We start from the raw sequence: 20,114 nt of genomic DNA, 5'->3' as shown, positions 1-20,114 counted from the left end.
GACAGGGATAAAATTGAGGCCCACCCTGGCGGATGACTAGCGCGTCTTCACCACCCGCATCACCCACACAGAACACCAGATGAATGCTGCGGTCAGGAGCAGATTCAAACCACCCTGTGTAGTGAGTTGACTCAATGATGGGCGTACGCTTTCTGCGACGATGCTTGAGCCGAAGCTGAACGTGCGCGTGATCAGGGCCTGAGGGACGATGCTCGTGAGGGTGGCGAGGGCACCACCCTGTAACCCGATCCACGAAAAGAGACTCAGCACCAGACAAAGGACGACGGGGGTCGTGAAGGACTTGCTCCACATCGAAAGCAGGGATTGCAGGGCAATAAGGGGAAGGGCCGCCACCCCGGCGAGGAGCAAGGTAGTGAAGTAACCCGTAGGGGGCCAGCCTGTCAAACCGAGAAAGAGCCAGCCAGCCAGGCAACCTCCCACGGCAAAAACCAGTTGCATGAACACGACCGGGAACCACGCGGCTACCAACTTAGCCAGGAAGAGGTGAAGCGCGGAACGGCTGGTGGTTTGCAAGAGATAGAAATTGGTTCCCTTATGTTCGCTGCGCCAACTGGTGGCAACGATCAGGGCCACACCCACAGAAAAGAACAGCAGGCCATAAAAGAGCATCATCTGCGAAGTTGCCGAAGACCAACCTGCTGTGAGCGTGTGACGATTGGCGGCGTAGTTAATGCTGCCCGTGGCAACTGCCAAAACGGGCAAGAAAAAGGCGATGAGCCAGAGGCTTGAGCGACGAAGTTTTTGGAGTTCAGCCCACAACATACTAAATCCCCTACCTTTCTACGGTTTCTAGTGTCTTGCTGAGATAAGTAAACAGCCCCAGCACGACGGCAACGAATCCGATGATCCAGGGATATTCCGGCGTCAGGTAACGGACATCAAATTGTCCGTTCTCCTGCACGAACTGCGTGTGGGAGATGAGGGCGTAGTATCCCCAGGGAATCACGCGGGCCAGCGCCGAGGGAGCCAGCAGGGAGTAGATCCCGGCAAAGCCGCCGAGGATACCGACGCCCACCGCCAGCAACTGATTGTCGAAGCGGGCAGCCAGATAGGTGTGAACGGCCAGGAACGCCACATTGACCAGCAGCAGCAGCAGCACATAGCTGGCCCACGCCCCGACATTCCAGCCCGCAGACACTCCAGCCGCCAAGGCAATCAGCACGATCAGCAGCGTCTGCACAGCCACCACGCCCAGCATGACCAGGCTGGTGGCCAGCAGTTTCGCGCGGCAAAGTTGAGCCACGGGAATGCCTCCAACCGGAGACCACCACCAGCCCCCGCTGGAATGCTCTATCTCCGTTTGCCGACTGGCGACAACTGCCGCCATGATGGGGGAAATCATGGCGGCCACCATTGTGTAGGACATCAGCATGCTGGCACCAGTTTTCGTGCCGCCTCCGGCCATCAGTTGCCCACTCGCCAGCGCGACAAGCACAGCCACCAGCAGCAACGCGATAGGAAGGGTACGCAACCGGCGCATTTTTCGGAATTCCAGCCCCAGGGCACGTCTCATTTCAGCGCCCCATGGCTCGTCAGTTTGATAAAGGCTTCCTCGAGGCTCTGCTTGGCACGGGCCGCCTCGTAAACTTCGATGCCATGTGCGGCCAATTCGGCGAGCAATCGTGCTGCCCCGGGCTTGTCCAGGTCTTTGAAGATTACGCCCTTAGCAGTCCACTGGCCCCCGTAGGCAGCGACTTGTTGCGGAGTGGGGGATTCAATCACGAGATCAGGGAGGCTTTTTCCGAAGAGTTCGTCCCTGGTGCCCTGAAAAATCAGGCGGCCTTCGCTCAGAATGCCCAGGTGGGTCGCCATCTTGTTGATCTCATCCAGCAGATGGCTGGAGACCATCACCGTGATGCCTTGCTGAGCGAGGTGAACCAGCAGTTCTCGGATCTCCTCGATACCAGCGGGGTCCAGGCCGTTCGTCGGTTCATCGAGAATCAGGAGCTTCGGTTCGCGGGCCAGCGCCATGGCGATGCCCAGCCGTTGTTTCATCCCCAGCGAATAATTCCTGACCAGTTTGTTACGGTGAGCCGTGAGCCGCACCACCTCCAGCACCCGCTCAATTTGAGATGTTTGCAGGCCCAGCATGTGCTGAACGATCTGTAGATTTTCCCAGCCGGTGAGATGACCGTAGCCTGGCGGCGCCTCGATCATCGACCCGATTTGCCGCATCAGAGGGCTGCCCTGCTGGAGTGGCTGCCCAAGCACCTCGATACGGCCTTTTGTCGGACGCGTGAGGCCCAGCAGCAGTTTCATGGTGGTGGATTTACCGGCCCCATTTGGCCCCAGAAAACCGTAGACGCTGCCGGGTGGAATGCAGAGGTCGAGCGACTCGACGACGGCCCGGCCGCCGTATGTTTTGGTGAGTCCTTGAGTCGAAATGGCGTAGCTCATACGGGCAGAGTCTGCGCTGGTGAAATGGAAAAATCGTCATCCCAGGCGCTCATCCCAGGGGATGATTTGCGGCTACTGGCCGCTACTCCATCTGCGGCTGACTGAGCAGTTCCTGAATGGTCACCAGTCCGGCACGGTAGGCGTAAAGCACAGCATGAACGCGGTCCCGCGAATCCGTCTTCATCAGGATGTGGCGCACATGCGTTTTGACGGTAGCCATCGAGAGCAACTCACGGCGGGCCATCTCGTCGTTGCTCAGTCCGAGGGCGATGAGCCTGAGAATGTCGCGTTCGCGGGCGGTCAGCACCTCCAACATGGCCTGATTGGTCTGCCCACTCCTGCCGTCACCTTGCAGTGCGGAAAGGACATGGGCCGTGGCGCGGGGCGAGAGGACAGCTTCTCCAGCATGGACGATCCTGATTGCAGCCAGCAGTTCTTCAGGTTGAGCGTCCTTGAGGAGAAAACCGCTGGCACCCGCCTCGATGGCCCCGGTCACAAATCCCCGGTGATCAAAGGTCGTCAGCATGATGACCTTGACGTGTGGGTCGCGCCGCAACACCTGACCTGTCGCGGTAATGCCGTCAACCACAGGCATCTGGATATCCATGAGCATGACATCAACCGCTGGTTGCTCGGCAAGTTGTGAGCCGTCCCCCGCCTGAAACAGAACCTGCATGTCCGGCTGCGAGTTGATGAGCATGGAAAACCCGGCCCGCACGAGTGGCTGGTCGTCCACCAGTCCAACGGTAATCATCTGGGGAGCTCCACCATCACGCTAAAATTATCAGCTTCACGCCTGGTACTCATCCGGCCACTTAATGCATTCACGCGCTCTTTCATACCGAGGAGGCCAAATCCCTTTCCGGCCCGTGTCTCCGCACCAGCAGCGTTTTGCGCTTCAAGCACAATTTTGCCGTCAGTGGTCCTGACGGTCAGGGTGCCGGCTCGCTGCGACGAATGCTTCAGCATGTTGGTCAGAAGTTCCTGAATCAGCCGGTAAAGCGAGAATTGCAGCAAGGGGGGAAGATCGTCTGGCAGTGTCTCGATACCCTGAGCGGTGAGGTCCAGTCCCGAGCGTCGAGCATCCGCCAGCAGGCCCTGGATATCCCGGAGGGTGGGCGGGGCGAGGAGATCACGCCCCGCGTCATCCCGCAGCACCGACAGCAGGCCCCGCATGTCCCCGAGGGCCTCACGCGAGGTCTGCGAAATGGTTTCAAGTGCCTGCACGGCCAGCGCCGGCTGGCTGGTGGCGGCGTAGCGTGCCCCATCCGCCAGGGCGATGACTGAAGTCAGACTGTGGGCGACAATATCGTGCATTTCACGCGCTATCCGCGTGCGCTCGACCAGCGCCGCCAGATCGGCCCGCTCCTGAAGGGTAGCCAGATCAGCCCGCCGACGACGCACCTGCTCACCGAGCATCCACATAAAACCGACGACACTCCAGAGACTAATGGTGGCTATGCTCTTGGCAACCCAGGGCGACACCGAGAGAGCCGCTGTGTTGACGAAGCTCAGGCCACCCATGATGGTGACTGCTGTTGCCAGGAGAAGCCACGCCAACCACAGAAAACGGAGCTCGGCCCGCGAATACGCGGCAGCGACGTAGCTGGCGTACAGCACAGGCAGGATCACACCGACGAACTCACGGATGTCGGGGACAGCCAGGCCAAGGCTCAGCGTGACAGCCACGACTGCCAGGGCGAGGTCGGTATTGCGGGGGTGAAACAAAAAAGCGAGGGTGACGACGCCCGCCATGAGGGCGGCGAGGACAGAAAGTGGTGTGTCCAGGCCGTCACCCACCGTCAGGATGGAACTGACGCCAATACCACCGATGACCACCATCCGCCCGAGATGGCTGACCAGAGAACTGTACCGCCTCCCCATTACGTCTTCCATTATCTGGCGAGAGCAAGGACGAATCATCATCCCGGGGGCTGAGGCATACCTGGAAGATTGCTAGCGAGTCATCACACCGCCAAGTGGCGTGAAGACTGAAAATGCCGTCTGGGAAAGTGGGGATCCCTTAGCGTGCGATTTTGCGTAAATCGTGTAGTTAGGACTCTCCGGGCTCATCATCGCTGGCGGGGCAACCCGTTTAGGGCCAGGTGCGTAGCCCCGATCCATGGATTCGAGCGCCAGGTGACCGCCTCTTAACCCAACCAGGCAAGATCAGGGCAGGCCTATTGGTCAGCCGCCCCTGCGGCAATCCAGGCTTGCAGGGTGAGGGGTTGAACCTCATATACACCCCGCGTGCCTGTCACGGCTTTCGCGTCACGCAGACGCCTGAAGGCCTGGGTGGCGCTGACGCGCGTGGTGCCTGCCAGGGAAGCCAGTTCGTCATGGCGCAGGTTCAAGACCACGCGTACCGTCCCGTTCTGTAGAGGCTCGCCGAAGCGGTGGGTCAACGTCAGCAGCAGGTGGGCCACCCGCACCTCTGCTGGAAGACTTGTAGCCTCGCTCATCTCCCGCGCCCGGCGCGTTTCCTGGGCCAGGGCACGGGATAGGGCCAGCGCGAGCTGCGGTGCCTGCCGGACCGCCTCTTCGAAACGGGCGGAGGAAACCGCAATCACCCGCGCAGAGGAGGTCAAACACACCGCTTCATGGGTGTAGCCGCGCAGACCTGCACAACTGTCCGCACCGAACAGGTCCCCTGGTCCCACCAGTCCAGTGGTCCGCTCTCCGCCAGGGGCATCAGGCATGCTCAGCTTCAACCGCCCCTCCAGCACCACGAAAAAACACGCCTCGACCGGGTCACCGTACCGGAAGAGCCAGTCCCGATGTCCGAGGAGCCTGACCTGTCCGGCCTGAACAAGGTGTTGCTGCTCAGCCTGAGCCAGTTCGCGGCTCCAGTGCTGCTCAGGGACCGTCCAACTTGCCCCTGCCTCGCCCAGAGCCTGCGACCAGGCGGTCAGGAAATCCGAAGAAGCCATAGCCATGATGATAAGGGGGGGTGTACAGCGCTGTACACACGGACGAGTCGGAAGCAGGCAATCTCGGTGACATGACTTCACCTCTCCAAAAATCCCTCACCGACAAAGTCGCCCTCGTCACCGGGGGCAGCCGTGGTATCGGCCGGGCCATCGCCCGTCGTCTGGCCGCAGAGGGCGCGCTGGTGGCCGTACATTACGGCTCACGGCGCGAAGCGGCGGAAGAAACGGTGTCCCTGATCGAGCAGGAGGGCGGTCAGGCCTTTGCCCTGGGGGCTCGATTGGAGGACACTGCGGCACTTCCAGGTCTACTCGCTACCCTGGACCAGCACCTCCTGGAACGGAGGGGGAAAACTTCCCTGAACATCCTGATCAACAATGCCGGGATCACACCGAGGAACAGGCTGGAGGACGTCCGGGAAGCTGAGGTGGACGAGGTGTTCGCGTTGAATGTGAAAGCACCTTTTTTCCTGATTCAGCAGGTGGTCTCCCGCATGTCGGCAGGTGACCGGATCATCAACGTGTCCTCGGGCGCAACCCGGATTGCCCTGCCGGACATCGTGGCCTACGCCATGACCAAGGGGGCCATCAACACCCTGACCCTCACGCTGGCCAAAGAGCTGGGTCCCCGGGGCATCACGGTGAACGCGGTGCTTCCCGGCATCGTGGACACGGACATGAACGCAGGGTGGCTGCATGACGCGGAGGCCTGGGCCGGAGCGGCCTCCCTCTCTGTCCTGGGCCGGGTAGGGCAGCCCACGGATGTGGCGGAGGTGGTGGCGTTCCTGGCGTCGGAGGCGAGCCGTTGGATTACTGGTCAATGCCTGGACGTTACGGGTGGCTCCCAACTGTGAGGGGCTGAGACAAGATGCAGAAATTTTCGTAAGCCAACCAAAAAGCATGCCCCAAACGTGCTTTACTGGCGTAACGCTCGGTACGCGCCCTCAGGTGCCGCCGCCGCACCTCGTTCAGCAGCAGGCCCATCAGGGGAAAGGGTTGGTTGGTGACGACAGCCAGGGGCATCAGCCAGTCGCGCAACTCGGCTCCCTCGCGCCGGGAGAGTTCGGCGTACCCCAGCCGTTTGCACAGCACGGCGAAGTGCTCGCGCCAGGGCGACACTCGGGCGGCGTACTGCGGGTAGCAGGTGAGGTCAACCCACAGTTGTCCGGCCAGGTAGACGGCGCTTCCCTGGGGCGCAGGGCACGCCCCAGGTGACGCAGGACCGTGAGCTGGACGGCGCATCCGGGCTTATTGAAGTCCCGCCGCCGCTCCCGCACAAGCAACAGGTCAGCAGAGTCCAGCAGTGGAGGGAAAGCAGACGTTCGTCGAGGTCAGGAAAGCGGGTGAACTGGTAGCGCTGAGCAGCCATGAACCGCGACGATGGGCTGGTGGTCATTCTACATCTGAGCTCAGTTCAGGCCGCTCTTCACACGGAGGCAGCACCGTCAAGCTACGGGCTCGGGAGGCGCGGGCCAGTGGTAGATGTCGTTGTACAGGTCGAGAGAGGTCTGACGCGCCGCGTCAGGCGAGAGTGCGGCAAAGCGGCCAGGGTGGAAGCCCGACACGTCGAAGCTCGGCGCCTGTCCCAGCAGCAGTTCCGCCATTACCTGACCTACTCCCCCGGAATGCGTGACCCACACCGCCTCGGCTAGCCACAGTCCGGGGCGGCCCCCCACCTCACCTAGCAGTGGCCCGCCGTCCGGGGTCATTGAGAAGATGCCGTTCAGACGGTGGCTCAGGGGGGTGTCCTTCAGGAAGGGAAAGAGGTCGTACTTCACCTGATCGAGGAAGCCCTGCTCGGGAAAGGCCACATCAGCTCGGGTGAGATGGGTGGCGTCCACCGTCAGAGGTCGGTGGTTGTACCACCCGTACCCCAGACGGTCCCCATGCTCCCGCAGGTAGAACACATGGTCGAGGTCCCGGACCATCGGGTGTGACGCTTCCTGGGTTGCACCTGCCAGCATCTCCAGCGGGACCGTGTAGACGTAGGGGTGCTGCACGGGAAACAGGGGCAGGTCGAGGCCCAGGGTCTGCATCAGCGCCGCGCCCCAGATGCCCACGGCCACGACCACCCGGGCGCAGGAAATCACTCCCTGTTCGGTACGAACGCCGATCACCCGGTCTCCCTCGGTCTCGAAAGCGAGGACGGGCGTCTCCTCCAGGAAGGAGACACCCCTGGCCGCCGCCTCGTCACGCATGGCCCACAGGGCGCGCCGGGCATCAAGCACACCGTCGTCGGGCAGGTGGATGCCCCCCACGAGCTTCGAGGTGTCCATGTAGGGCACCAGCTCCCCGAGTTCTTGCGGCGACACCAGGCGCGCGGCAAGACCGTGGTCCGTAGCCCGCTCGACCTTATGGGCCAGCAACCCCATCCGGGTCCGATCCCGGGCCACCTCGACACTGCCCACTGGTCTCAGGGCGGGCTGGTCCTGCGGAATCCGGGCGAAGAGGCGTGCGGTGGCACTCGCCAGCGCCGACATGGTGGGAGACGAGGAGTTTCGCCCAAGCAAGCCCGGGGCGTGCCCCGTCGAACCCAGCGGGGCAGAAATCTTGCCCCGGTCGAGCACGAGCACGTCGGTGTACCCCCGCCCGGCCAGGTGATAGGCGATGGAACACCCCGCGATGCCGCCGCCGATGATGACTGTCTCTGCTCTTGTTTCCATCCCGACCTCCTGAGCTATTTGGATTATCGTATATCGTATATGATTACACCCCGCATGAGGAGCTAGAGGGTCCGTTGCTCGATAGCTTGAGCAACCCGCTCTCCTGCCTGCCACAGGTGGTGTTCAAGGGCGCGGGTCGCGCCCTTAGCGTCCCGGCGTTCACACTGGCGCAGCACCTCGCGGTGGTCGGCCTGGCACTCGGGGTACTGGTGGGCCACGGCAGTGAGGGTGCTGTGGTACAGCTCGGTATTGGCCCGCAGCTTGCCGATCAGGTCCAGCAGTCGGCTCCGTTGGCACGGTTCATACAGGGCAACGTGGAACCCACGGTCCAACTCGGCCCACCTTGAACCCTCCACGACCGTATCCAGCTCCAGCAAAATGCCCTCCAGCTTTTCAAGCTGCTTGCCAGTGAAGTGGGGCATGGCGAGTCGAAGGGCCAGGGTTTCCAGGGGAATACGAATCTCGTACAGCTCGCGGACCTCGCGGGCGGACAGCTCGGTGACGAAAGCGCCACGGTTGTAGCGCAGGGCGACGAGGCCGTCGGCCTCCAGGCGGCGCAGAGCCTCGCGGACGGGGATGGTGCTGACGCCGAACTCGTGGGCGAGTTCGGCCTGGCTCAGGGGCTGGCCGGGCTGAAGCAGGCCGCGGCCAATGGCTTCACGCAGGACTTCCACGATCAGATCCGGGGTGTTCTGGCGTTGGCCCAGGCGTGACTGGGCGAGCTCAGTGAGTGTCATCACGAGACATTGTAGGAGGCAAGTTCGTAGAATGGGGAGAACAGCGAAAACAGTTAGGGCTCTCCTTGAGCCTCAGGACTACGGCCTGAAACAGGGTTCACCGGCTGTTCTCCCGTGGGGCTCAGGCGTTCTGGGAACTCTCGTCCCCGCTCCGGCTCGTATTCCAGGTGCAGGTACTGAGTTCGGGCGCCCTATCTGGGTCGTAGCGTACTGGGTTTCATCTCCCGAATGAAGAACAGTCCGTCCAGCGTGTTTGTCCAGTCGCCTTCACTCCAGACATAGCCGAACGGTCTCGCCTTCGTGACTTCACTTAGCCAGGGCGTTCGCTGATCTCGCAGGTTGAGAAAGGCATCGCTCAGGTTGGTCTGGGAGAACAGTTGCTCGAAAGAACCCGGCACGGGCCTTTCGATGGTCGTTCGTGCGGCGCCTGTCTGTGCTGCACCAAATTGCCCCTGAATAGCGGTAAAGCCCAGGGTATAGGCACGTGAGCCCAGCGCACGATGGACGAAAGCTCCCATAGGCAGCTGTCCCCGGTCGATCTCGCCCTGAAGGTTATCCAGGCGTTTGGCAGAATGGGAACTGGCCGCCCAGATAATCAATTTCTGCCCGGCGAACTGCTCGTTGGCGAGGAACACGGCATTTTCACCCATCATCCGGTCACGCATATTCATGGTGACGGCAGGGGGGAAATTCTCCTCGCTGAAATCGGTGGGCAGACTCCACATGAATTCCAAGTAGGTGCGCCAGTTGCGTATTTCCTGTGCGAGCATCCGGTCACTTCGCTTGCCCGCCTTCAGCATGGCGGTCAATTCGTCAGCCCCGGCTATGATCTGCCGCTGCTGATCCATGGGCTTTCGCATGGCTTCCAGAGGGGAACGTCCTAAATTGCCGATGGTGGCTAAAAAAGCCTTGGCGTCCTGAAGCACGTTCGGCATAGAAGCCAGGGTCACCTCGACGCGCCTTGTGAGTTCCGCGCCGTGTTCTGGCAGGCGGCGTGGATTGGTTGGCAGCAGGTCGATCCCGGCGACCCGCAGTGGCTGCTTGGTCTTCGCCTGCTCATCCAGATAGTTCAGCAGAGGCGTCATCTGTTGGCTTTCACTCCATACCGCCTGAAGGGAGTTTCGCAGTACGTCCGACAGTCTGCTGCCTGTCTTGATCAGTTCCTGATCCCGGTTGAGGTCCACATAACTGCTCTCGAAGGCCAGAACGTTGAATCCCAGCTCTTCGTGCAGGTAGCGGATGAGCCTGGCCTTTGCCTGAAAAGTCGTGCCGTCCCCGTGACTCTGCTCTCCAAGCAAAATGACTCTTACACCGCTCAGAGCGCTGCGGAGCGGCGTGAGGTCGCTGAATTCGTCATCCTGAATATCCAGGGTGCGAACAGGAATAGCATGTTGCTGAAGCCAGGTGATTTTCTCCTGGGGGGTCACCGCCAGCGCGGAACCGAGCAGGGCCAAGGCGATGGTGGGGCTAAGGATTCTTTTCATGAGGGACTCCTTGCTGGTCACAGGTGGCCGGAAATCAGACCGTGGGTGAAGGCAATACGCAGGGCGCTAAGGCGATCTGCCGCGCCGAGTTTGGCGAGAATGCGGGCCACATGCACTTTCACGGTGTTGTCTGAGATGTCGAGTGAGCTGGCGATCCGCTTGTTGCTCATGCCACGGGCGATCAGCGCCAGCACCTCCAGTTCGCGGGGCGTCAGGGGCTCGTGCGGAGGAGCGGCGAGAGGCCCCTGATACGCCAGAATTTCTTCCAACGCCTGCGCCACCACGGGCTGGATGTATCGCTCGCCTTTCATGACCCGGCGGATAGCTGCTGCAATCTCCTCACCCGAGGCGTCTTTCAGCAGGAAGCCCTGCGCCCCGGCCGCCAGTCCCGCCGCGATGTCCCGCTCGTCGTCGAAGGTGGTCAGCAGGATGACCCGCGGACTCGGGCGTCCACTCAGGCGGCGGGCCACGTCCACGCCCGACAACCCGGGCATGCGAATGTCGAGCAGCACCACGTCCGCTTCCTGTTTCTCCAGCCAGGTCAGGGCTTCCGGGCCATTTTTCGCCTCCCCCACGATCTCCAGGTCCGGCTCGGCTCCCAGCAGCGCCCGCAACCCCGCGCGCACCAGAGGCTGATCATCCACCAGCAGCACCCGGATCACGTGGGCAGCCTCAGTTCAAGCCGGAATTGCCCCTGCCGCAGGCCTGCTGTGAACTGCCCACCCAGCTCCGTCACCCGTTCCCGCAACCCGACGAGCCCCAGCCCGGCCAGGTCCCCCAGCGCCTGGCGACTGGGATTGGCCGCGTGCAGGATCACGGCCTCCGGCATGAACTGCACGTCCAGGTTGAGGGGCTGGCCGGGGGCGTGCTTGCAGGCGTTCGTCAGGGCCTCCTGTGCCGCGCGGAACAGCGTGAGGCGGATGGCCTCGGACAGGGGCGGTTCCTCGCCGTCCACGGTCAGGGTCACGCTCGACTGCCCGATGACGAGTTTCTCCAGGGCTTCCCGCAAACCGCGCTCTCCCTCCAGGGGGCGCAGCACGCGCACCACCCGCCGCAGGTCGTGGACGGCCGCCGCGTGGCTGGCTTCTACCGCTACGAGGGGGTCCCCGGCCGGATGTTCCTCCTCAAGTTGACGGCGCAGCAGTCGCAGGTGCATCCCCCCGACCATCAGGTGATGGCCCAGCGTGTCGTGGAGTTCACGGGAAATCCTGGCCCGCTCAGACAGGCTGACGAACTCCAGGTGTGTCTCCCTGAGGGCCGCGAGGTCCCGGCGCAGCGACGCTTCCCGGTAGGCGAACTCCAGGGCGCTGAGGGTGTACAGGTTGATCAGCAGCGCGAATGCTAGCCACCAGGGCAGGAGTGCCGAGGCCCGCAGGGCCTCGTCCAGCGAACCGCCGTTGAGCACCCGGTTCAGGACGGCATCCAGCAGCGCGACCGGGACGCACAGCAGCACCGAGAAGGCCAGCGTGCGCCACCAGGTCAGCCAGGGTCGCAGCAGAGGGGGAACCAGGCTGAGCAGCAGCAGCAAGGGGTAGCTGAGGGCGTACAGAATCAGCACCGGCAGGGCCAGCCCGGCCAGCGCTAGCAGTTCCCGTGCACGCCGCACGCCCGGCCGGAACAGCCAGACCAGCAGCACGAAGATGCCCAGCGCCAGCCCGGTCCGCAGCAAGGCCGCGCTGGGATCGGCCAGTGGCGGCAGGGGCGTGCGGCCGGCCAGGCGGAACGGCGGAATCAGCAGGGTGAACAGCAGCACCGCCAGCAGGTTCAGGCCGCTGAACAGGACGGTGACGCGGGCCGTGGGACGGTCCGCGTACCAAGTCCGCAGGCGCTCAAGCATCCCGGCGCGCCACCTCCCAGAGCGCAGCCAGTGCGGCGAGCAGTGACAGTCCCAGACCGTAGGCGAGGAGGGGAACACTCTCCTGCACGGGCTGCACACTCGTCAGGGTCGGCAGTGCCCAGGGCCACCAGCGGCCCCATTCGCTGTTGATCACCACGAAGGTCACGACCGTGGCCGCCATCCCCAGGCCGAGTGGCGCAAGGAAGCTGGGAAAGCACAGCGCCGCCACCAGCGTGATCAGCAGCAGGGCCAGCGAAGCGGCCCAGCCCACCAGCCCCCGTCCCAGGAACGTCCCCCAGTCGGGCATGCCCGTCAGGGTCCCGCTCAGCAACCAGGCCCCCGCCGCTACGCCCGCGAGCATCAAGGCCGTCATCAGCAGGCTAAGTGTCAGCAGCACGCCGATCTTGCGCCAGACCACCCGCGAACGGGGCTGCGGGGCACTGAACAGCAGCCGCCAGCCGCCACTGCTATGTTCCAGAGTCGTGACCTGCGCGACCAGCAGGCTCATTACCAGCGGCATAAGCAGCAGGAACCAGGTGGAGGGGCCGTTGCGCAGCACGTCGGCCCATTCTGCCGTGCGGCGTTCTGGGGCCTGGAAGATCAGCAGGTTCAGGACGCCGGGCAGCCAGGGCAGGCCCAGCACGACCGGCCAGACCAGGGAGCGGCGCAGCTTCAGGAATTCCGTCCTCATGCCGCGTCTCCGGTCAGGTCGAAGTAGAGGCGGTCCAGCGAGGTGCCACTGGGGGCGAGGCGCGTCCAGGTTAGGCCCGCGTCCAGCAGGAGGCGGGCGACCCCGGCCTGGTCCTGAGTGCTGGGGAGGAGCAGTCGGTCACCCTGCACCTGCGCGGAAATGCCCGCCCTGTCCAGCACCTGACGGGCGGTCACACCATCCGGCGTTTCCAATTCGAGGTGGGTCGCCGCGCGGCCCGCAAAGGCCTGGAAGGTGTCCTGCAAGACCAGTTCGCTCTGGCGCATGATGCCGACGTGATCGGCGAACTGCTGCACCTCGCCCAGCAGGTGGCTGGAGACGACCACGGTGTGCCCCCGGCGCTGGAGATCTTTCAGCAGCGTCCGCATGTCCAGCATGCCCTGGGGGTCCAGGCCGTTCTGCGGCTCGTCGAGGATCAGGATGGCCGGGTCACCGACGAGCGCGAGGGCGATGCCCAGCCGCTGCTTCATGCCCAGCGAGAACGTGCGGGCCGGGCGGTGGGCGGCGCCCCGGAGATCCACCGTCCCCAGGGTGTCCAGGGCCTGCCGGAAGGGAACCCCCCTCAGCTCGGCCACGACGCGGAGGTTCTCGGCCGGGGTCAGATTGGGGTAGAAGGCGGGAGCGTCGATCATCCCGGCGACCTGACGGCGAGCCTCGGGACGCCGGACATCCTGGCCGAGCACCAGGCAGGTGCCGGAGGTGGGGCGGGTGAGGCCGAGCAGGCAGCGCAGGGTGGTGGTCTTGCCCGCGCCGTTCGGGCCGAGCAGGGCGTAGAGCGCCCCCTGGGGGACGTGGAGGTTGACGTTGTGCACGGTGCGGCGTCGCCCGTAGATCTTGGTGAGGCCCTGGGTGGCGAGCGGTGGAGCGTCCATACCGGGAGCATGCGCCCACCGGTTCATAGGGCGCGTCACCCCTGAGGATTACGTAGGCTGGATTGGGGGAGCAGCGGCATGACTTCCTGTCCCTTGTAACTTTTGCGGGATGGCAGATGGGAACGGCGAATCTACCCTTCCAGACCCCTTCGCGATAATCCTGGCGGTCGCTTCAACTCTCCCGCAGCGTCGCTCGTGTGCCCAGCCAGAAGAACACGCCGCCCAACACCGCGAGGGCCAGCAGGTAAGGCCACAGGGCCGCCGTCTCCGTGAAGGTCAGCACGCTTGCCCAGACCCATGGGAAGAAGGGCCACAGGCCTGCGCCCAACCCGGTCCCACCCAGCAGGGCGGCCAGCAAGGTGCCGATGAGGCCGACGCCCAGCGTCACGGCCGGGCTGAAGCGCATTGCCAGCCACAGGTGGAAGGCGAGCAGGGCGAAACTGCTCAGGGCCAGCAGGGTCAGGAGCGGCGCAGGCCGGGGCAGGGGTTGGCTGATCAAGGCCGCCGCGACGAACAGCACTACGCCGCTGAGCAGTGCCGCCAGCCACAGGACCAGCAGCTTCGTCCCATACAGCCGCGTGGGAGAGATGGCCCGCGCACGCAGCACCCGCCAACTCTCTGCCTCCTGCCCCCAGCCGAGGGCTGGGACCAGCGCGACGGCAAAGGGCAGCACCAGCAGCGTCCAGAACTCCCACAGGCCCCGCGCGTCCAGAAGGGTCTGTCCCAGCACCACGACCAGCACGGGCGTCACCGTCATCAGCCAGGGCAAGGCCGTATGACGGTACTTGACTAGCTCGGACGCCAGCGGGCCGGTCCAGCGCCAGCCACGCAGCGTGCCCGCCGTGCCCCGGCGCGGATGGCCGCCCAGAAGTGGAAGGGCATAGGGCAAGAAGGCCAGCACGCCGAAGACCGCCAGTGCCACGCCCACCACCGGCCAAGGCGACACCTGCCACAGGGAACTGTCCAGTGCCAGCGGCAGACCGTTTGCCTGCGTTCCCGTCAGCGTGAAGGTGGCGCGGATGGGCCAGGCCCAGGGATCGAGGAACCACCAGCGGCCCTCCGAGAGGGCGATGCCGCTGAAGTTGCCCACAAAGGCCACCACCAGCGCCGCGATCAGCCCGAAGCGGCGGGCAAGCCGCTGTCCCAGCGCCAGCAGGGGAAGGGAGGCGAGGGTCAGCGCCGCAGTCAGGCCGAGCAGCCGCCCCAGCGGGGGATCGCCCGGCAGGTGGACCAGCGTGCCGAACAGCAGGCTGGGCAGCACCACCGCCGCATTCATCAGGAGGGACAGCCACGCCAGCCACGCCAGCTCCGTCCGGCCCTGCGCTTCCCAGGGGAGGGGCCGCCACCACAGGCCGCCGCCCCGCGCCCGGCTCTCCCGTATGGCCGTCAGCCCGACCAGCAGCGCCAAGAACAGCGGCAGCAAAAAGGTAGTCCATAGCGTGTGCCAGACGGTGAGGCCCGCCCAGGTCTGGACCGCCGCCTCGCTCCTCAGAAAGCCGAGGCCCTGAATCAGGCCGATAGCCAGGCCCACCCAGGGCAGGCGGGCGGCGGCGCTACGCCGGACCTTGAGGGCCTCGGCCCGCCAGGTGGCGGTCACGCCTGCCCCGCGCGCGTGAGGTGGAAGTAGGCGTCCTCCAGCGAATCGTAGCCGGCCTGCAACTGGGCCAGCGGTCCCTGATAGCGCAGGGTTCCGCCGTGCAGCACCCCGATCACGTCCGCGAGTTGCTGCACCTCACCGAGCTGGTGGCTGGAGATCAGCACAGTCTTCCCGGCCCCGGCGTAGTCGCGGAGCTGCTGGCGCAGCGCATAGATGCCTTCCGGGTCGAGGCCGTTTTGCGGTTCGTCCAGAATCAGCAGGTCCGGTTCGGTCAGCAGGGCCATCCCCAGGGCGAGTCGGCTTTTCATGCCAGTACTGAACTGCCCCGCCGCCTTGCCTCCCGCGCCCGCCAGGCCGACGCGCTCCAGCGTGCGGCGCACCACGTCCGCCTTCAGTCCCAGCAGCCGGGCATGCACCTCCAGATTCTCGGCGGCGCTGAGGTGACCGTAGAAGGCAGGACCGTTCAGGCTGGCCCCGACGCGGCCCAGCAGGTCCCGCCGCCACGGCTGCCCGAACAGCTCCACGCCGCCGGAGGTGGGCTGCAAGAGGCCCAAGATCAACCCCAACGTGGTGCTTTTGCCTGCCCCGTTTGGTCCCAGCAGCCCGTAGACCTGTCCGGTGGGGACGTGGAGATTCACGTCGTGGATGACGGTGGCCTTGCCGAAGCGTTTGGCGAGGTGGTCGGTGATGATGGCGAAATCAGGGGTGTTCACAGTATTCTACTTCTGCTACGGCGTGTAGCACTTTGGGCAAAAAAAGCAGAGGTCAGACCAGCACCAGCAGCGCCAGATAGAGGCCCAGCAGTCCCAGAACGAGGGGGAGCGGGAGCGGCCTTCCTTCGCGGGACAGACGCTGGACTCGGCGTGTGATGATAGAGGGCGAGGCGAACGAGGGAGCGATGGACGGACCCGCCGCCACGTTGAGCGAATGGCGCAGGGCGCGGGCCAGGGCCGGGCGTCCGGTGGTCTGCGCGGCCTGCTGATCGGCCCAGGTGCGGACCTCGTGGAGCAGGATCTGGGCGGGCGGCCAGAACCAGCAGGAACGGGCCGCCCACAGGGCCAGCGCGAGCAGCAGGGGATGGCGGGCGCTGGCGTGGCCCTCCTCATGCGCGAGGATAGCGGCCCGGTGCGGCCCCTCCCACACCGCGCGGCTGACATATATGTGGGGCCGGAAACAGCTCAGGGTAAAGGCCAGCTCGCCCGGCACTTCCAGCACGTTGATTCGGCCTACCCGGTACTGTGGGAGGCAGCGGACACGCCAGCGGGTGACGGCCTGCTCAGCCAGACCATACGCTGCCGCAACGCACTGGCCCCCGAAGCCCAGCAGGAACGGCAGTGTGGTGAGCCACCACGTCCAGTGTGTGAACTCCTGCGGGCCGTTGTATACCCCCCAGGAGATGGGGGCACGGTACGGCAACCACTCCCGCAGGGCCAGGCCCGGCAGATAGGGGACGTACCACATCAGCACAGGCAACAGCAGCAACCCCAGGCTCAGCCAGAACCCGGCGCGAGGTGCCAGGGTCTGGCGCCAGGGCCGCAGCAGCCATGCCAGCCCAAAGACCAGCAGCGGCCCCCACACGGTCAGGATGAACTGTGGGTAGAAGAGGTATTTCACTGCTCCTCCAATTCGGTCAGCAGGCGGCGCAGCTCAGTCAGTTGGGCTGGGTCCTCTTTGACCGTATCCACGAACTGCGTCAGCGCGGCCGAGCCGAAGCCGGACAGCAGCCGTTCGCTGAGGCGGCGGGCGCCCTGCACCTCCAGCTCCGTGCGGCTGATCGCGGGCCGGTACTCGAACGCTTTGCCAACCTTTTCGCGCAGCAGGTAGCCTTTGTCGGTCAGGCGTTCCAGGATCGTCTTGACGGTGGAATAGGCGCTCTCACCCCCGAGTTCGGCCTGCACAGCGGTTACGCCGCGTGGTGCCCTGGTCCATAGGACTTCCATGACCCGCTGTTCCAGAGGTCCCAGTCCAGAAAGAGAGGAGGCAGGCGTCATCTGCCACACAGAGTAGCAGGCCAGAGAGACCCCGTCCATCCACGAAAGTTGTACGCCGGAAGACTGGCCTGATTGGGGCATTGCCCCTGCAACTTTCAGGCGATGGCGTACAGCGGCGGCGAACCTACCTTGAACATGTGATCAAGCCGGTCCGTCTGGTGATCACAGGAGGTTCGCGACTGGTCTGCTCTCCGAAAATTGGACCGTCAAGACTAGAGACTCAGGTCAGGCGGCTCAGAAGTACGATTCCATTGCACTTGGACTGGACCGACCGAGAAGGAACCTCAATCAAGGCTGAGGAAAAGGAGCAGATTCAAACGCTCTCAAGTCTCTTCGTCTTCCCTGTCGCGGGGAGAGAATAGATCAGTCGCCTCACTTGCTGATGGTCTGGCCCGTCGCCCCAGCCGGGTATGGGCCACACCCCTGCGATACATCCACAGCGTTGACGAATCCGGTCGGTGGCCGATCCGGGCCTCGCACCAGTCCTGCAACTCAGCGTTGCTGGGCTTGCCGGGTGACGCGGCGATATACGTTTGAAGTTCAAGTTCCTGCGCTTCATCGAGCAGACGACGACGGCCAAATGATCTGGCCCGGTTGGCATCATTCATCCAGTCCGGGCCGTAAAGGTTATAGCGGTTGACCGTGCGGGCCACGAAGTCCCAGGACATACCCAACCGCCGCGCCACGGGCAGCGCTTCCGGCTGCTGGTGATAGTGCCACAGCACCTCCCAACGCCGACGTTCGCGGGGCTTCGTGGCCTGGGCGCGACGGGCAGCGATTCCGTCCAGATCAAGATGTTCTGCTAGTGGAATGCGCTTGTAGGGGCGGCGGCCATTGGCCCGACTGAAGCGGTCTGCCACCTCGTCATACCAGGCAGGAATGACTGGCATGTTGACCACCAGCGGCTTGCGGGTCAGCCGCGCCGTGGTACACACCGCCACGAAACGGGCGGGCCAGTCGCTCACCAGGAAGCGCAACCCCGCCAGCAGCAGGCGGCGGTCCTCGAAGGTGAAGTCCTCGAAGGTCCGGTTGGGCCTTGCCGGTGGGGAAGCTGGCACAGGGAGGCCAGTCACGTCCTGCACCGCCTTCCAGGGGCCAGCCAGGAAGAGCAGCGACAGCACCTGATGCATCACGTCGAAACCCTCCAACGCTGGGACGTGATCCAGATGGTCCCAGGCCATTCGCCCCGTCGAGAGCGCTTCTGTCAGTCGCTGTTGAAAGGCGAGTTCTTCAGGCCCAGCCGGTTCACCCGTTCCGCGCAAGTCGCATTCGCACTGCGGACACCAGCCGAACGGCAGACGTTTCTCCAGGCTCCAGTCCTTTCCCTTGCCCAGATCATTGAGATGGGGCGCAAAGAACGCTCCACAGTGCGGGCAGCTCTCTCTCAGCACGAGCTGATGCTCGGGACAGACCGTGGCGAACGACAATCTCCAGCTCAGGCGAAGGAAGGGGCCACTCTTCTCTTCCAGGCACCGGGGGCAATACACCGCTCCCCCACGCTGACCAGCGTAAAGGCGCTTGGCATACGGCAGCGCCCAGCGGGTTGCGGCCTGTGGATGAAGCCGGTCAAAAAGCGTGCCGACAAATTGGGGCAGCATCAGTTCACGCAGCCGGGCTTCGCTCAGACCTGTCGCCGTCGTCAGGGCTGGGAAAATCTCGGCCCGCAGGTGCCGGTCAGGATCGCTGTGCCAGAAGTTGGGATTGTCGGTCAGATGGGTGGTGAGGTAGGACAGGCGCTGCGCGTTGGCATGCGAGAGCCGCATCAGCCAGGACGATAGACTTTCCCCTGGATGGGGGTGCGGATGCCGGGGCAGACGCCTAATCGGCGTCATCGTCGTCCCACTCATCCTGTGCCTCAGCCTCATCCGCCTGAACGCGCTGCACCATCTCCTTGTAGTTGATGCGGTAACTCAGTCCCTGTTCAGCGGCGCTGGCCTGCCGGTCACGCTGGTCAGGCGGCACCCAGTCCAGTTCCAGCAGCAACCTGGCGCTGATTCGCTCACGACCACTGGTGATGGCGCGTTTGCCAGCCCTCTTGAGCAGTTCGCAGAGTTCACCGATCAGTCCACCGCACATGGCGAGCAGCAGGGGAGCCAGCACTTCACTCGCCAGATTCGAGCGCTGCTTGAGGGGCATCAGGCTCTCGAACGAGGCCAGCAGTTGCAAGAACGTGCTGTCCAGCTCCCAGACCGGCAGAATGGACGGGGGGAAACGGTTTTGCATCTGCTTGTCCTCGCGGACGGCCACCAGGGCTTCGAAGGTGCCGGTCAGGATGATGGGGCGCTGCAATTCGTTGCTCAGGCTCTTGATGGCATTGAACATCTGCTGGCGCTGGATCATGTTGCCCGCCAGCGAGTTATTGATCTCGTCGAAGATCAGCACCTTCATGCCCACGTCACGCAGGAGACGGCAGATTTGAAAGAACTTGGCGTCTTTAGGCGCGCGAATCTTGTAGATCGCCCCCAGGGACTCCAGGATGTGGTTGTAAAAGCGGTCTTCGTCTGGCGACTGCGGCGCGTTGAGCTTGACCACCGGCATCTGTACGCCGTCGCTGTCCGGGTCAGTAACATCCGGGTGAAGTGCCTTGAGGCGGTCAATCACGGTGGTTTTGCCGTTGTTGGTGTTGGCGACCACCAGCATATTTCTCGGACGCCGCACCTCATTGGCGGCCAGAAGTTCTGCCATCTCGGACAGGATGCCCAGAGCCATTGGATAACCGATCCAGTGGTCATCACCCAGATACTTCAACCGTTCCTTGTCTGTGCCACCCAGAAGGCGCTCGACTTCGGGAACCAGCCGCCTCGCCTTGCCGTCTGTCACCTGACATACCCCCGATTCAGTGTAGCGGCCTGGGCAGGCAAAGGACAAGGGGAGGCGTG

At 64.0% G+C, this 20,114-nt stretch carries 20 protein-coding genes and 1 pseudogene; 1 reads left to right on the top strand and 20 read right to left on the bottom strand.

All coding sequences use genetic code 11. From position 1 onward, the window contains the following. Positions 1–36 precede the first annotated feature (36 nt). From FHR04_RS03305 to FHR04_RS03280, 6 genes are all read right to left on the bottom strand, one after another. The gene (locus FHR04_RS03305; RefSeq protein WP_139400793.1) at positions 37–783 is read right to left on the bottom strand and encodes an ABC transporter permease; all 747 of its coding nucleotides are present in this window, start codon (positions 781–783) and stop codon (positions 37–39) included. 10 nt (positions 784–793) lie between these two features. Next, positions 794–1,534 (bottom strand): ABC transporter permease, encoded by a 741-nt coding sequence (locus tag FHR04_RS03300; RefSeq protein WP_139400791.1) that lies wholly within the window; start codon positions 1,532–1,534, stop codon positions 794–796. Then, entirely contained in the window at positions 1,531–2,418 is an 888-nt protein-coding gene (locus FHR04_RS03295; RefSeq protein WP_139400789.1) for an ABC transporter ATP-binding protein, read from the bottom strand. Before FHR04_RS03295 ends, FHR04_RS03300 begins: the two co-directional genes overlap by 4 nt. 82 nt (positions 2,419–2,500) lie before the next feature. Beyond that, positions 2,501–3,172, bottom strand: coding sequence for a response regulator (locus FHR04_RS03290; protein ID WP_139400787.1), 672 nt, complete (start codon positions 3,170–3,172; stop codon positions 2,501–2,503). Continuing rightward, positions 3,169–4,314, bottom strand: a complete 1,146-nt coding sequence (locus tag FHR04_RS03285; RefSeq protein WP_170213839.1) for a sensor histidine kinase — start codon at positions 4,312–4,314, stop codon at positions 3,169–3,171. Before FHR04_RS03285 ends, FHR04_RS03290 begins: the two co-directional genes overlap by 4 nt. 284 nt (positions 4,315–4,598) lie before the next feature. Beyond that, positions 4,599–5,348 carry a Crp/Fnr family transcriptional regulator gene (locus tag FHR04_RS03280; protein ID WP_170213838.1) on the bottom strand — a complete coding sequence of 250 codons (750 nt, stop codon included), beginning with the start codon at positions 5,346–5,348 and terminating at the stop codon, positions 4,599–4,601. Between the two features lie 71 nt (positions 5,349–5,419). Here FHR04_RS03280 and FHR04_RS03275 point away from each other — a divergent pair, with 71 nt between their 5' ends. Continuing rightward, positions 5,420–6,199 (top strand): glucose 1-dehydrogenase, encoded by a 780-nt coding sequence (locus FHR04_RS03275; RefSeq protein ID WP_139400783.1) that lies wholly within the window; start codon positions 5,420–5,422, stop codon positions 6,197–6,199. Here FHR04_RS03275 and FHR04_RS21655 read toward each other — a convergent pair. From FHR04_RS21655 to FHR04_RS03205, 14 genes and pseudogenes are all read right to left on the bottom strand, one after another. Beyond that, a pseudogene (locus tag FHR04_RS21655) lies at positions 6,177–6,646 on the bottom strand (DUF4158 domain-containing protein). The gene FHR04_RS03275 and the pseudogene FHR04_RS21655 overlap by 23 nt on opposite strands. A 144-nt stretch (positions 6,647–6,790) precedes the next feature. Continuing rightward, a complete protein-coding gene (locus FHR04_RS03265; RefSeq protein ID WP_139400782.1) occupies positions 6,791–8,008 on the bottom strand; it encodes an NAD(P)/FAD-dependent oxidoreductase in 1,218 nt (405 codons plus the stop codon). 62 nt (positions 8,009–8,070) lie between these two features. Further along, positions 8,071–8,745 (bottom strand): GntR family transcriptional regulator, encoded by a 675-nt coding sequence (locus FHR04_RS03260; protein ID WP_139400780.1) that lies wholly within the window; start codon positions 8,743–8,745, stop codon positions 8,071–8,073. 191 nt (positions 8,746–8,936) lie between these two features. Then, the gene (locus tag FHR04_RS03255) at positions 8,937–10,229 is read right to left on the bottom strand and encodes an erythromycin esterase family protein (RefSeq protein WP_139400778.1); all 1,293 of its coding nucleotides are present in this window, start codon (positions 10,227–10,229) and stop codon (positions 8,937–8,939) included. A 17-nt stretch (positions 10,230–10,246) separates the two neighbouring features. Further along, complete coding sequence (locus FHR04_RS03250; protein ID WP_139400776.1) at positions 10,247–10,891, bottom strand: response regulator; 645 nt, start codon at positions 10,889–10,891, stop codon at positions 10,247–10,249. Next, the gene (locus FHR04_RS03245) at positions 10,888–12,066 is read right to left on the bottom strand and encodes a sensor histidine kinase (protein ID WP_139400774.1); all 1,179 of its coding nucleotides are present in this window, start codon (positions 12,064–12,066) and stop codon (positions 10,888–10,890) included. Before FHR04_RS03245 ends, FHR04_RS03250 begins: the two co-directional genes overlap by 4 nt. Next, complete coding sequence (locus tag FHR04_RS03240) at positions 12,059–12,757, bottom strand: ABC transporter permease (RefSeq protein WP_139400772.1); 699 nt, start codon at positions 12,755–12,757, stop codon at positions 12,059–12,061. The genes FHR04_RS03245 and FHR04_RS03240 overlap by 8 nt, the downstream gene beginning before the upstream one ends. Beyond that, on the bottom strand, positions 12,754–13,647 hold the full coding sequence (locus FHR04_RS03235; RefSeq protein ID WP_170213836.1) for an ABC transporter ATP-binding protein: 894 nt from the start codon (positions 13,645–13,647) through the stop codon (positions 12,754–12,756). Before FHR04_RS03235 ends, FHR04_RS03240 begins: the two co-directional genes overlap by 4 nt. 172 nt (positions 13,648–13,819) lie before the next feature. After that, entirely contained in the window at positions 13,820–15,244 is a 1,425-nt protein-coding gene (locus FHR04_RS03230; RefSeq protein WP_139400768.1) for an ABC-2 family transporter permease, read from the bottom strand. Further along, a complete protein-coding gene (locus tag FHR04_RS03225; RefSeq protein ID WP_211344168.1) occupies positions 15,241–15,957 on the bottom strand; it encodes an ATP-binding cassette domain-containing protein in 717 nt (238 codons plus the stop codon). The genes FHR04_RS03230 and FHR04_RS03225 overlap by 4 nt, the downstream gene beginning before the upstream one ends. A gap of 52 nt (positions 15,958–16,009) precedes the next feature. After that, a complete protein-coding gene (locus FHR04_RS03220) occupies positions 16,010–16,858 on the bottom strand; it encodes a M56 family metallopeptidase (protein ID WP_139400766.1) in 849 nt (282 codons plus the stop codon). Next, positions 16,855–17,235, bottom strand: a complete 381-nt coding sequence (locus FHR04_RS03215; RefSeq protein ID WP_170213835.1) for a BlaI/MecI/CopY family transcriptional regulator — start codon at positions 17,233–17,235, stop codon at positions 16,855–16,857. Before FHR04_RS03215 ends, FHR04_RS03220 begins: the two co-directional genes overlap by 4 nt. 323 nt (positions 17,236–17,558) lie before the next feature. Next, positions 17,559–19,067, bottom strand: a complete 1,509-nt coding sequence (locus tag FHR04_RS03210; protein WP_221265387.1) for a TniQ family protein — start codon at positions 19,065–19,067, stop codon at positions 17,559–17,561. Next, the gene (locus FHR04_RS03205) at positions 19,054–20,055 is read right to left on the bottom strand and encodes a TniB family NTP-binding protein (RefSeq protein ID WP_375782561.1); all 1,002 of its coding nucleotides are present in this window, start codon (positions 20,053–20,055) and stop codon (positions 19,054–19,056) included. Before FHR04_RS03205 ends, FHR04_RS03210 begins: the two co-directional genes overlap by 14 nt. Positions 20,056–20,114: the final 59 nt, after the last annotated feature.

Source organism: Deinococcus radiopugnans ATCC 19172 (assembly GCF_006335125.1).
Taxonomy (GTDB): domain Bacteria; phylum Deinococcota; class Deinococci; order Deinococcales; family Deinococcaceae; genus Deinococcus; species Deinococcus radiopugnans.
Note: the sequence above shows the minus strand (reverse complement) of the source record. Positions and strands in the feature narration are given on the sequence as shown.

Excerpts from the sequence above, each read along its gene's own strand:
- FHR04_RS03210 (WP_221265387.1), bottom strand. The coding sequence starts at position 19,067 with ATGACGCCGATTAGGCGTCTGCCCCGGCATCCGCACCCCCATCCAGGG.
- FHR04_RS03275 (WP_139400783.1), top strand. The coding sequence starts at position 5,420 with ATGACTTCACCTCTCCAAAAATCCCTCACCGACAAAGTCGCCCTCGTC.
- FHR04_RS03290 (WP_139400787.1), bottom strand. The coding sequence starts at position 3,172 with ATGATTACCGTTGGACTGGTGGACGACCAGCCACTCGTGCGGGCCGGG.
- FHR04_RS03300 (WP_139400791.1), bottom strand. The coding sequence starts at position 1,534 with ATGAGACGTGCCCTGGGGCTGGAATTCCGAAAAATGCGCCGGTTGCGT.
- FHR04_RS03240 (WP_139400772.1), bottom strand. The coding sequence starts at position 12,757 with ATGAGGACGGAATTCCTGAAGCTGCGCCGCTCCCTGGTCTGGCCGGTC.
- FHR04_RS03285 (WP_170213839.1), bottom strand. The coding sequence starts at position 4,314 with ATGGAAGACGTAATGGGGAGGCGGTACAGTTCTCTGGTCAGCCATCTC.
- FHR04_RS03255 (WP_139400778.1), bottom strand. The coding sequence starts at position 10,229 with ATGAAAAGAATCCTTAGCCCCACCATCGCCTTGGCCCTGCTCGGTTCC.
- FHR04_RS03215 (WP_170213835.1), bottom strand. The coding sequence starts at position 17,235 with ATGACGCCTGCCTCCTCTCTTTCTGGACTGGGACCTCTGGAACAGCGG.
- FHR04_RS03265 (WP_139400782.1), bottom strand. The coding sequence starts at position 8,008 with ATGGAAACAAGAGCAGAGACAGTCATCATCGGCGGCGGCATCGCGGGG.
- FHR04_RS03245 (WP_139400774.1), bottom strand. The coding sequence starts at position 12,066 with ATGCTTGAGCGCCTGCGGACTTGGTACGCGGACCGTCCCACGGCCCGC.
- FHR04_RS03305 (WP_139400793.1), bottom strand. The coding sequence starts at position 783 with ATGTTGTGGGCTGAACTCCAAAAACTTCGTCGCTCAAGCCTCTGGCTC.
- FHR04_RS03280 (WP_170213838.1), bottom strand. The coding sequence starts at position 5,348 with ATGGCTTCTTCGGATTTCCTGACCGCCTGGTCGCAGGCTCTGGGCGAG.
- FHR04_RS03260 (WP_139400780.1), bottom strand. The coding sequence starts at position 8,745 with ATGACACTCACTGAGCTCGCCCAGTCACGCCTGGGCCAACGCCAGAAC.
- FHR04_RS03235 (WP_170213836.1), bottom strand. The coding sequence starts at position 13,647 with ATGGACGCTCCACCGCTCGCCACCCAGGGCCTCACCAAGATCTACGGG.
- FHR04_RS03295 (WP_139400789.1), bottom strand. The coding sequence starts at position 2,418 with ATGAGCTACGCCATTTCGACTCAAGGACTCACCAAAACATACGGCGGC.